The sequence below is a fragment of the Micromonospora sp. CNZ297 genome, from assembly GCF_007827625.1.
The window spans coordinates 250,896-263,054 of record NZ_VISU01000007.1; the positions used below are offsets into that span (position 1 = coordinate 250,896).

The following is a 12,159-nucleotide window of genomic DNA, read 5'->3' on the forward strand; positions in this document are numbered from 1 at the left end:
TACCTTGGGGATCATGCCTGTGCCGAGCGATCCGCATCCCCACCTCCAGTCGTACGCCGACCCGCAGCGCCTGGTCACCACCGAGTGGCTGGCCGAGCACCTGGGCGACGAAGGGCTCGTGGTGGTCGAGTCCGACGAGGACGTGCTCCTCTACGACACCGGCCACATCCCCGGCGCCGTCAAGGTCGACTGGCACACCGAACTCAACGACCAGGTCACCCGCGACTACCTGGACGCCGCGAGCTTCGCCGAGCTGTGCGCGGCCAAGGGCATCGGGCGGGACGACACAGTCGTCTTCTACGGCGACAACTTCAACTGGTGGGCCGCGTACGCCCTCTGGGTCTTCTCCCTCTTCGGTCACCAGGACGTACGTCTGCTCGACGGCGGCCGGCAGAAGTGGATCGCCGAGGGGCGGGAGCTGACCCGGGACAAGGTGAGCCGGCCCCGCGCCTCGTACCCGGTGCCGGAGCGCAACGACGCGCCGATCCGCGCGTACCGGGAGCAGGTCATGGCGCACGTGGCGGCCGGGCGGCCGCTGGTGGACGTGCGTTCGCCCGGCGAGTACACCGGCGAGATGCTGCACATGCCGGACTACCCGCAGGAGGGCGCGCTGCGTGGCGGGCACATCCCGGGCGCGGTGAGCAAGCCGTGGAAGTCCGCCGCGAACGACGACGGCACGTTCAAGTCCGCCGACGAGCTGCGCGCCATCTACGGCGACCAGCTCGGGCTGAGCCCGTCCGACGACGTGGTCGCGTACTGCCGGATCGGCGAGCGGTCCAGCCACACCTGGTTCGTGCTGCACCACCTGCTCGGGTTCCCGCAGGTGCGCAACTACGACGGCTCGTGGACCGAGTGGGGCAACCTGGTCCGGGCCCCCGTCGTGAAGGGCGACCAGCCCGGCGGCCTGACCCGCTGAGGCGTCCCGGCCGGTCCCGTCGTCACGGCGGCTGGACCGGCCGGTTCCGCTGTTACGCCGGTCCGGCCGCGTTCCGGACCGGTCAGCGGGCGGCTATCGACAGCCGGCCGGGGACGTTGCTCGCCACCCAGTCGACGGCGCCGGTCTCCGGCCGCCACCGGGCCAGCCCGGCGTCGTAGCGGAGCAGCACCGCGCCGTCGGCGGTCCAGCCGTACACCTCGCAGCACCCCTTGGTCCGGCCCTCGCGCCCGAGGTCGAGCAGGCGGGTCACCGCGCCGGTACGGGCGTCCAGCACCGCCACGCCCTCGGCGCCGCTCATCGTGCCGGCGGCGCCCGCGGTGGTGGTCCACCCGGCCTGGGCGATCCGGTCGCCGCGCTGCCAGCCCCGCCCGTAGACCTCGTTCAGCTGGTAGCCGGGGGGAAGCTCCCCGGCGGTCACCGGCCGCCGCTCCGGCGCGCCACCCGAGGCGGGGAACCGGCGTACGGCCAGGCCGCCGTCCCCGGACCAGCCGCCGACTGTGAACAGGTCACCGGACCGGGCCGGCTCGGGCACGACGAGCGTCCACGGGTCGACCGCGAGCTTCCGCGCCGACCCGGTGCGCCGGTCCAGCTCGTACGTGGTGTCGTTGTCCCCGACCAGCAGCCGGTCCCCGGCCCAGAGCACGTGTTCCAGGTAGCCGGTGAGCGGATAGCGGCGGACCGCGCCGTCGGTCAGGCCGACCACGACCACCTCACCGGTCTGCGCGAACGCGGCGGTCCGGCCGTCCGGCGACAGGCTGCCCGGCTTCAGCGGAGTGGCCTCGTTGCCCTCGGCGTCGCGGGTGGGCGCGAGCGTCACCACGTCGAGTTCCCGGACCATGCCGTCGTCACCCAGCACCCGGACCGGACCGGCGTCGCCGGTCTCCGGGTCGACCGGCTGGTACAGCGCCAGCGCCCGGCTCACCGGCCGGTCGGAGAGGGCGAAGGCGACCCGGTCGCCGAGCCGGCCCAGCGGGTCGCCCGCCTCGCCGAGCCGGTCCGGGGGCCGCTGCACCACAGGCGCGCTAGGTGCCGCCGTCACAGTCGGGCGGGGCGGTGCGGCCGGTGGCGGGCCCGAGCGGTGCAGGAGCGCGGTCGTACCGCCACCGAGCAGGACCACGGCGACGGCCGCGACGCCGGCGGCCCGGCGGGCGCGGCGGACCCGTCCGGCCCGCTCCCATCCTGCCTCGGCCAGCCGGGTCGGCCGGATCTCCTCGGCGGCCCGGGTCAGCAGCCGGGTCAGCTCGGGTTCGCTCACGGGTTCGCCTCCATCCCGGTCACCAGGCCGTCTCCGGACGTGCCGGGGGCGGGTACGACGTCGCGCAGCTTGCGCAGCGCGTCGTGGCACTGGCTCTTGACGGTAGTCAAGCGTCTATAGAAGCCAACAGGTCGGGTTTTTGACAATCGCATGGCTGACATCGGGCTCACGAGTTAGACAGGGCTGTACGCGTTGCTGGCGCGGGGGTGATCAGGGAATGTGCATGACGCGTGCCGTCCAGGATGACGCACCACTCCGCCTCCGCTTCCGCCGAGTTGGAGGTGCGCCTGATCATGCCGATACGGACGCACGACGTCGACTACTCGCATAATCTGGCCTGCTAGCGCTTCTGCCCCGCGTTATCAATTGCTCATGCTTTGCGATCACGCCTCCGGGTGCCGAGCCGCGCGGACACCCTCGTCATGGGAGCGCGATGTCAGACAGGAAGCCGTTACCCCTGGAACAACGCGGCAACCCGCCCCTCGTTCCCAGTCAACGAACCCCCGAGGACGCACCGTCTACAAGGACCTGGACCGCGCCGCCTGAACTCGTCGGTAGCACCTCGCCCATGCGTGTGGCCTTGAGCGCCTTGACTGGGGGAGAACATAGGTGCGCAATGCACCTTGCGGTTAAGTCGAGACCAGGACTTAAGCCTTCCGCTTGGCCGCGTCAGGACAAGCCGCCGGTCCCGGTGCGGCTCGTTATGGACGTATTGGACGCTGTGGAGTTCAACCGCCAACCGCTTGACGAGGCGCTGAACTCGGTATTTGCGAAGCAGCCGCTTCACGAAGGTCTAGCAACCTTCATTAAGCATGCCGCACGCAGTTACCTGTCGATGTGTGAGGCAGAGTCATCGATGCTGCCGGTCGCCCGCTGGTGGGTGGTCCAGCATGTCGATCAGGGTGTTCGCGAGCTGTGGGCTTGGGGCCGGCGTTACCGCTCGGCTGACGGTGCGGTGCGTGAACTGCGGCTGATTCGCCTCGCGAACATGCTAGAGCGACAGCGCAGCGAGGCCGAGGTGGCGGTCGCGGCCTACACGGCCGCGTACGGCCGTCCCGCGCCGTGGCCGGATGATTGGGAGAAGAAGTTCTTTGTCCGGGCACGCGAAGAGGTGTCTCGCGTAGTGGTCGCCGACATCGATCTCACCGAAGGTTTGAGAAGAGTCCTGTTCGACGGACCCATTGAGGATGCCGGCGCTCTTTACGAGCAGCATGGACGCCGCGCTGCGGTTCAGGTCCTTCATGGCCAGACGCGCCGCCCAGGCGGCGATTGTCTCAAATGCCGTCTCGTGCTGGCCTGTGACGAGGTGATGCGAGCTCCGGGACTGCTGGGACTGCGGTCGGACCGGCGAGCGAAGCTGCGCCAGGTGTCGATCACCGACTTGCGCTATTACAACGACTGCCCGGCCCAGCATTACCTGCAGACGTTGCGTCTGCCGAAGGTCAACGAGTACGCCACTCCGGCCCGGATCGGTCAGGCAGTTCATAGCTATTTGGAGACGCTGCACGCGAAAGCAAGCGGACCGTGCCAGCACGCGGACATGCCAGGTGACATCAGCTGGCCCGACCCGCGCTGGGAGCTCGACGCTGATGCAGCCGAGGCCGGCATGCGGATGCTCACGCATCACCCGTCCGTGTGCCCTCTTGAAGAGAGCACCTCAGACCTCAGGATCGAAGAGACCTTCGTCTTTCATGACACAGCTGCCCAGACGCTGGTGATCGCCAAGCCCGACCTCGTCTACCGCGACGACGGCGCCTGGGTGTGGCGCGAGACCAAGACCACCCGGCGCCGCCAGCGTGGTGGCGAGGATGTCTTCACAGAGTTCCCGCAGGTCGCACTCGCGACGGCCATCCTCGGGCGAGGCCTGCTCGGCGGACCCGTCGACGGTTCCCGAGTGGAGCTGGAGATTCTCCGGCCGGCCGGAGCGGATCTCATCATGGTCGACCCGTCAGATCCGCAGGAGCTCGATAAGGCGTACGCAGCCCTGCGGAAGATGGCGCAGCCGTGGCGCGGAGACATTACCTTCGCCGCGGTGCCAGGAGATAACTGTCGTACCTGTCCGGTAAGTAGGTGGTGTCCCAGCGCGGCGGGAACGGACCCGCCGCCGTCCTCTCAGGAGACCGCTCGTGGTTCTGACCGTGAACAGCCCGCCTGATCTGTCCACCTTTACCGGGGTGACGCTGCTGCGCATGGTCGCGACCGCTTTGGTCGACCTGTCGCGTCACGACAGGTCCCCGGACCCGATCTACTCGGACAAGGTGCAGAAGGCCTACAACCACCTGGTCCTGCAATGCCTGCTGCGCGAGATGGAGCCGCCGGCCAGCGTTGCAGGCATGGCGCGCTGGGCGGCGACCAGGCCGATCGGGCAATGGCCGTTTGACCTGCCGGCGGAAGCCGAGAACCTGGACGAGTACCTGGTCGACGCGCAGACCGGGGTCCCCACCCAGCGATGCTACGAGTGGGAGGTCTCAGGTCCCGATGCCGCGGCCGAGCTCTTCGAAAACGAGATCATCCGTACGGTCTTCGCACAGTGCGAGACGGCACGATCGCCACAGTCCTACACCGCGTTCCGGCGTCTTTTGATCGACAAGCCGGTCCTGACCGGTATCGACAAGGCGACGCTGATCGGTGAGCATCCCGAGCTGGGCACCGTTTTGGAGACGGTGAACCGGTGCTACGAGCCGGCCCCGGCCGCCTACCGAGGCACCGACGGACGCTTCGCTACGTGCGCACGCTGCCACTGCCTGCTCAAACCCGATGGGCGGTCCTGGCGGTGCGAGCTGGACCGCTGCCGCCGCGAAGCCCACGCCACCCCGAAAGAGTTCATCGACGATCGCTCGACCGGCGGGTTGTATTTACTGCGAGCGCCGCTGCGTATGTTCATCACCGGCCCAGGGCTGGCCGAGGTCGAGCTGGAACAGAAGCTCATCGGCAAGGGCCTCGTCCCGGAGATGTGGCCGGGCTGCGACGCCTACGACCTGAGGATCACGCTACCGAACCGGCAGGTTTGGGCCATCGACGTGAAAGACCGCGCCAACCCGGCCCTGCTCGGGCACAGCGCCACCCGGTTCCGGCCGGAGCCGCCGTACAACCGGGCCTTCCTGGTGGTGCCGCAGTACCGGTTCGACGACCGCGAGGACTACAAGATCGTCTTCGAGCATTTCTGCCCGCCGGAGGTCAAGGAGCAGGTGACCCTGCTCAGCGACAAGGCGTTTCTCCGCATGTTGACAACCACCCTGACCCGGCTGCGTAAGAACGGCTCTGCGGGAGGCGACGATGCGTGATCGCAGTAGCTGGCACGGCGACCTCGCCGGCGAATTCCGTGGCGCGTGGAAGGCACCTGCCGGGTTCGGCATCGGTGACCTGCTCGACGTAGAGCTGGCAATCTACCTCGGCACGCGGGTCATGCCGACCCGGCCGGTGCGCGACATTTGGACGTTGCTCAGCGGCTACCCCTATGAGGAAGTGTTCGGCGACGTACGCACCAGCGAAGCGCGGCTGATGATCCGGCGAGCCCGGCATTTCCTGTGGGACCGCAGCCGCCGCTACACCTGGCACAACTCGCTGCACATGTATCTCGATGTCGACATCACGCTGCGCGGCTACACGTTCGCGACCATTGACGATCTGCCCAAGGCGCTTGAGCCCACGCGCGCGCACGACCGCAGGGAGATCTATGAACGGTTGCTGACCCAGCCGCCTCCTCTGGAGCGGCGCGAGCTGCCCGTCGCCGGCGCCGGAGACCAGCTGTTCTACGTCCGCGACCAGCGCCACTCCGTGAACATCCCCGTCGAGCTGATCGGCCTCAAGCCCTGGATCGGGCATGACATCGGGGCGGCGCCGGCAGGCAGAGGCGAGCCGATCACCGTCACCATGACCGAACTGGAAGCCGCAGCTGATGCTATGGACGCCCTGGAGGTCGCCGCCAACGCCGCGGATCTGGCAGAGAACCGCACGCCGCGCAAGCTCAACGATTGGAAGAAGCGTCTACGGCGGGTCGAGTTGCTGCTGCGCGACGAGGCCGCCGGGGCGTTCCAGACCCATCCCCGGCTGCGCATCGACAGGCTGATGAACCTGGTGGGCATGGTCGGCGCCGGCAAGTCCACGATTCGCGACATTCTGGCCTTCCAGCTCGCCACCCGCGAGCGCCCGGCCGACCGACGCCGGACCACGATCGTCGTGGGTGACGTCGCCGAAGTGCTGACCATCACCGAGCAATTTCGCCGCCTCGGCGTGCACGCCGCGCCGATCCTGGGAAAGTCCACCCTCGAACGCAACATTCAGCGGTTGCACCGGCGCAGCGAGTCTGCCAGACAAAGCATGCTGAATCATGACAACCCGGGTTTCGCGCACCTGTCGAACGCCTGCCCGCTCGACGCCTTACGGGGGTTCGAGGCACGTCGGGCGCTGGCGATCACCGCTGCGCCATGCACCGCTTTGTACAACGCTGACGATGTCGAGAAGGCCGAGATCGAGCACGACGATCCCGACTCCGCCAGCACGAGGTTCCGGCGTCGCCGTAAGCCAGCCAGGCCGAAGCGTCACGGATGCCCGTTGTGGACTGCTTGCCCGCGGCATAGTGCCGCCCGCGACCTGGTCGACGCGCAGATCTGGGTCGCCACGCCGGCATCGCTGGTGCACAGCCGTGTGCCCGACCATCTCAACGACGAGAATATGCGCTACCTGGAGCTGGCCTGCCGCCGCAGCGACCTGATCATCGTCGACGAGGCCGACCGGGTACAGATGCAGCTCGACACCGCGTTCGCGCCGGCGGCGACGCTGGTGGCCCGTGGTGCGCAGTCGTGGCTCGACGAGGTCGGCAAGCACAAGCTCACCGAGCTGGCCGCGCAGGGCCGGCTGCAGTTGTCGAGTGACGAGATCGACGATTGGAACAACGCGCTCAACACGGTCATCACGGCCACCGACCGGATCTACTCGATGCTGATCAACGACGAGCCGCTGCGGCGATGGATCACGCAGGACTACTTCAGCGCGATGACCTTGCACCAGTGGCTGATCAATGAGTGGTTTCCCGAGCTGCGCAGGCGCAATCGCGACGATGACGAGAATGTCGTGGCCCCCGACGAGGACAAACTTGCTTCCCAGCGGGCCGAGCTCCAGCGTGTCGACACCGTTCTCGGCAGTTTCCGCGACTCGCCGCTGACCCCGTTGCGCGGGAGTGGTCCCGAGGATACGACCACGGACCTGGTCAACGCGCTCGTGGCGATGGCGACGGAGTTGCTGCACGCCCCCCGCGGGGTATTCGTTCGCGAGTTCAGCCGTGAGCGGCTGAAGAAGTTGCTGCGCCAGCTGGTCCCGAACAACGCCTCAGTCGCCGGTGACCTTGACGCCAACCTGCACCGCTTCGAATTCACCCTCGTGCTGGCGGTCCTGCACGATCGTCTTGACCGCATGACCATTCTGTGGCCTCGCGTCGAAGCTGCCCTCAACCTGGACTCGACCTCCAACGTGCTGTCCCGCCGGCCGCCCAAGGACTACATGCCGGTGGTTCCCGAATCCCCCATGGGTAACGTGCTGGGCTTTCAGTTCCAGGCCGGCGACCGCAACGAGGACGGCGATCAGAGCGGTGAGCTGCGGTTTTTTCGCTGCAACGGTGTCGGCCGCGAGCTGCTGCTGGAGCTGGCCGACATCCCTGCCGTGGACAACCGGCCCGGCCCGCATGTGCTGTTGATGTCGGCCACCAGCTGGGCCGGCACCTCCAGCCGCTACCACCTGCACGCCCAGGTTGACGCCGTGCTGCGGCCCCACGAACACGAGGTCGCCGCCATCAAGAAGAGCAATTTCCGCAAGCTCTTCCTCTACCCACCCGGCGTCACCACCGCCCTGCGGCTGTCCGGCACCGACCCTCGGCAGCGTCCCGCTCAGCTCGAGCAGATGCTGCACCAACTGGCCGTACCTGACCGCAGCCTGACCGGCGCGACCTCGCTGCTGCAGCAGGAACTGGACGACATCGACGACCCACAACGCCGCAGGATCCTGTTGCTGGTCGGCAGCTACGCCGAGGCACACCGTGCCGGGCACTACCTCAACAACCTGCCGGAATGGACCGGCAACGTCACGGTCCTGGTATCCGACGACACCGACCTCGACCACTCCTGGAGCAACCTGCCCGCCGACACCCGCCAGCTGCACCTTCGCCGCGGCGAGCTGGCCAAGTTCCCCGACATCGGCGGGCAGTTGCTGATCGCGCCGCTGCTGGCCGTCGAGCGCGGGCACAACATCGTGGTTCCCGGCGGTAAAGCCGCCATCGGCAGCGTCTACTTCCTCGCCCGCCCGCATCATCGCCCTGACGACATCTCCCTGGCCACCCAGGCAATCAACGACTGGGCGGTCCGCCAAGTCCGCGGCCCAGGCCGTCGCTTCACCCAGACCGCTCTGGCCGCCGGCAGCCCGGACGACGCCGGACTGCGCTTTCGGGCCGAAGCCGCCCGCAAATGGCACCGCTTCCTCACCCGTCGCCTGTCCTGGACCAGCCTGCCTCCCGATGAGAAGTCGGCCTTTACCTGGGATCAGCTCGTGGTCATCTGGCAGGTCATTGGACGACTCGTGCGCGGAGGTGTCGCCGCCCGCGTCTACTTCGTCGACGGAGCCTTCTCACCCCGCGAGGCCGGCTTCACCGGAGACGACACCCCAGCGACCAGCCTGCTCGCCAGCATGCTGCACGAACTCGCTCCCTATTTCGACCCCGAGTCGGCGCAGACGACGATCGACCGATCGCTGGTGCAAGCCCTCTACGACCCGCTCTACCGCGCCCTGCGCGACATGAACTGACCGCCCACGCTCGGACCGGTTCAGAAAGGCCCCCGATGCGCTACGACCGCACGCAGACCGCAGCCTTCGTGGCAGCAGGCGATCTCAAAATCCCGCTGCACACACTTACCTTCCCCATCTCTTGGCGCCGCCCTATCCTCGACCTGCGCACCGCCGGTTGGCGCGAGGAATCACGCGCACGCGCCCAGCAGGTGCCGATCGGGCGCCTCAACGCACTGATGCGCACCGTCGCCCCCGATCTGGTCTCCACCGCTACCTGGGCAACCCTTGATGAAGACAACCCCTGGCTGTTCGCAGCAAAGCCGTTCCCGCCGGCGATCATGCGGACCTTCATCAACGCCTGGCTGTATGACCTGCCCACCACCGACGACGGCAAAGCGCTCGTGATGCCGACAATCAGGAAACTGGACTCGGGCACCCTGCGATGGACGCAGAAGACCGTCGACCTGCTCGCCCACGAGCTCTCCGATGGCAACACCGCCGTCCCTCAGCCTCACCTGTTCAGCCTGCTGCCTGACTACGCCGCAGCTAAAATCGCTGGCCAGTCATACCAGCATGGCAGCAGATCCATAAGGTTCCGGCAGGTCGCGGCGAATCCCGCCAACGGCTACGCCGAACTCGTTTCTTGGCCGCCGCTGGAACACCACACCGGCAGAGGTAGCAACATCCGGACCTGGTACTACAGCGCCACGATCAAGATCGCGCTGCGTACAAAGGCGTTCGACCCCACCCTGCGACTACACGTCGACACCGGCATCCGCCGCTGGACCAGCGGCGAGCTACACACCAAGGGCCGCTGGGGAGCTTCTACCCTCCTACAGTCGACCAGCCCCTTCGTAGTCGACGCACCGACATCCCAGAAATTCGCGGTCGCCCACCTGATCTGGGACCGAGACACCCGGGAAATGGGCTGGCGCAACGGCGGCACCGAACAGATCCTCAACCGGATCGGCGCCGTGGACAATCTCCCGGCTGCCGAGCAGCTCGCCGGTAAGTCAGACGCCTGGATCTTCGGCCGAGATGGCGTCACTGCCGCCGTCACCTACCACACCACCATGCGCGGCCCTGACCACCAGGTCGGCACCGGCGTCATGCCAGCCGAACGCAGCCGCCTCATCCGCTGGATCGGCCAGTGCCTGCAGCCCGACTTCGACCTCGACCAGCCCCTGACCCGCGTCCTCATCGGCGGCAAGGCAAGCCGAAGCCTCAGCAAGCTCGAAAGCGTCCCCAAAGACAAGAAGGACCAGACCGACGCTGAGCGCACCCAGCTCGTCGAGAGGCAGGAAGCCGCCAACGCCGCAAACGCTGAAATCTCGAAGGCGAACGCGCTCGTCCGGCGCCAGCAACTGGCCGCCGCGGTCGACGGCCGGCTCTCTGTCGTTTTGCTCTACCAGGGCGACGGCAAGGGAATGCGCGACCGCCTGCTCGCTGCCGTCGAACGACTACTCGACCTGCCTCATCAGCAACCCGCCAGCAACGACACCTGGACATGGAAGGTCGGAGACCTCAACCTCACGATCTACGCCCGCCCCCTCGGCAGGCTCGGCGCAGCGCTCGGCGAGGGCTCCGTTCCCAGGCGCGGCCGGAAGCACGACGAAGCCGTCGACACGCACCGGAAACTCGTCGCCTCCGCGATGAAGGACCTGGCCGAAGAAGTCGATGACACCCTGCAACTCGCCCTCATCGAGCTCGACGGTGCGAAGGCCTTCAACGCACGCACCACCGACCCGAAATTCGCTATCCGCATGGGCTGCGCCGACGCCGGCATGGTCAGCCAGTTCATCCGCCCCGACGAGTTCCCCGGCAAAGATCTCGACAAGGAAGAGGCCAGCAACCAGCACCGGGCCGAAGCCGCCTGGGACGACTGCCTACGGCAGCTCGGCGTCCGATTCGTCCCGCAGCACAAACTCAAGAGCGCCATCCCCGACGACCTCGAGCAGCTGGCATTCTGGGTCGTCAAAAGGCGCAACGACGACACCAACACTCACCAGATCTTCGTCCCGATCGCCGTCCTGATCCGGCCCGGCCAAAAGCACATCATGGGCAAAGCCGAAGGTATGGCCGACTGGGTGCCCTACCCGACCCTGCTCAAGACCCTGGCCGGCACGAACTACCACGCCAGCCCTGCCAAGGAAGAGGAACAGAAGGAGCGGCTCGCTGCCTTCATCCGAAGTACCCTAACCCGGTTCCGAAACACGCAGATCCTCATCGTGACTGAAGCCCATAACATCCGGTATCGACTCACCACGGTGCAGAACGCTCACATGCTGCCCGACCACCTCCAGCTCGGCGAATTGCGACCTCAGAAAATCAGCCTCTTCGGCAAGAAAATGAGGCTGGTACGGATCTGCGGCAACGATCGCCTCGAAACCCCCGAGTCATGGGCTTTCGAGGCCGACAGCATCGGCATCTCCGACGGGCTGTGGCGACACGACGACGGAACCGGAAACACCGAGCAGACGCGCGTCTATTACAGCACGGTCGACAAGCCGGCCACCCACAGCTCCATCGTCATCGACTTGGCCAAACTTACGCCTCATTACAAGGAGAACCCGGCAAAGGCCGATGCTCCCGATCCCTCAGAGGGCCGTTCTCCCGACGGAAAGCTAGAAGTCGCGAGGAACTATCTCGACCCTTCTAAAAACGCCTGGAACGCGGAACTACTCGAGTTCGTCGTCGCCGCTCACCCCCAAGGTGAAGACCCTGCAAACTGGGCCGGGTTTCTACACCAGCAACGCCACTGCTTTGACGACTACCGGGCAGCCCTCAGCAGGCCCCTGATCATGCACGTCGCACGACTCACCAACCAATACGCCCTACCCGCCGACGACACGCTCGAAGACGACGGCGACAACATCGATGATCAACCCGAACCCGAAGGCGATGTACAGCTCACCTTCGACTTCGAGCTCTGAAGACCCTCTCGGAACGCAGGCGGACGGGCTGGGCACCTCCTCACTCCGTAGGAGGTGCTCAGCCTGGCCAAGCACCGACGGCCAGTGCCCTGGAGCCAGATCAGACCACCCCCTCATATTTTGTCGAGCGGATCCCCGACCCCAAGCCCGGATGGAAGGACGTCCTCGATGCCACCCGGCGTGAATACCGCATCCGTCAGATCGCCGCAGTGGTCCGATCCAACCCGGCAACCGCGGTCGCGACGCTCAAGCGACTCGGC

The 12,159-nt window shown here is 67.0% G+C and carries 6 protein-coding genes; 5 read left to right on the forward strand and 1 reads right to left on the reverse strand.

The genetic code is table 11. From position 1 onward, the window contains the following. The first annotated feature begins 13 nt into the window (after nt 1-13). The gene (locus FB454_RS15935) at nt 14-916 is read left to right on the forward strand and encodes a sulfurtransferase (protein WP_013283276.1); all 903 of its coding nucleotides are present in this window, start codon (nt 14-16) and stop codon (nt 914-916) included. An 82-nt stretch (nt 917-998) separates the two neighbouring features. Here FB454_RS15935 and FB454_RS15940 read toward each other — a convergent pair whose 3' ends face one another. Further along, a complete protein-coding gene (locus tag FB454_RS15940; protein ID WP_071097296.1) occupies nt 999-2,192 on the reverse strand; it encodes a hypothetical protein in 1,194 nt (397 codons plus the stop codon). Nucleotides 2,193-2,895: 703 nt separating this feature from the next. Between FB454_RS15940 and FB454_RS15950 the strand changes: the two genes are divergently transcribed. The 4 genes from FB454_RS15950 to FB454_RS15965 are packed head-to-tail and all read left to right on the forward strand — an operon-like array spanning nt 2,896 to nt 11,899. Continuing rightward, nucleotides 2,896-4,347 carry a PD-(D/E)XK nuclease family protein gene (locus FB454_RS15950; protein ID WP_244879756.1) on the forward strand — a complete coding sequence of 484 codons (1,452 nt, stop codon included), beginning with the start codon at nt 2,896-2,898 and terminating at the stop codon, nt 4,345-4,347. Continuing rightward, entirely contained in the window at nt 4,319-5,476 is a 1,158-nt protein-coding gene (locus tag FB454_RS15955; RefSeq protein WP_013285727.1) for a pPIWI_RE_Y domain-containing protein, read from the forward strand. The genes FB454_RS15950 and FB454_RS15955 overlap by 29 nt, the downstream gene beginning before the upstream one ends. Continuing rightward, nucleotides 5,469-8,984 (forward strand): pPIWI_RE_Z domain-containing protein, encoded by a 3,516-nt coding sequence (locus tag FB454_RS15960; RefSeq protein ID WP_013285726.1) that lies wholly within the window; start codon nt 5,469-5,471, stop codon nt 8,982-8,984. Before FB454_RS15955 ends, FB454_RS15960 begins: the two co-directional genes overlap by 8 nt. Nucleotides 8,985-9,019: 35 nt before the next feature. Further along, nucleotides 9,020-11,899 (forward strand): pPIWI_RE module domain-containing protein, encoded by a 2,880-nt coding sequence (locus tag FB454_RS15965; protein WP_145823134.1) that lies wholly within the window; start codon nt 9,020-9,022, stop codon nt 11,897-11,899. Nucleotides 11,900-12,159: the final 260 nt, after the last annotated feature.

What these genes read in the sequence shown, in the direction of transcription:
- FB454_RS15935 (WP_013283276.1), top strand. Translation starts at nt 14, where the DNA reads ATGCCTGTGCCGAGCGATCCGCATCCCCACCTCCAGTCGTACGCCGAC.
- FB454_RS15950 (WP_244879756.1), top strand. Translation starts at nt 2,896, where the DNA reads ATGGACGTATTGGACGCTGTGGAGTTCAACCGCCAACCGCTTGACGAG.
- FB454_RS15960 (WP_013285726.1), top strand. Translation starts at nt 5,469, where the DNA reads ATGCGTGATCGCAGTAGCTGGCACGGCGACCTCGCCGGCGAATTCCGT.
- FB454_RS15965 (WP_145823134.1), top strand. Translation starts at nt 9,020, where the DNA reads ATGCGCTACGACCGCACGCAGACCGCAGCCTTCGTGGCAGCAGGCGAT.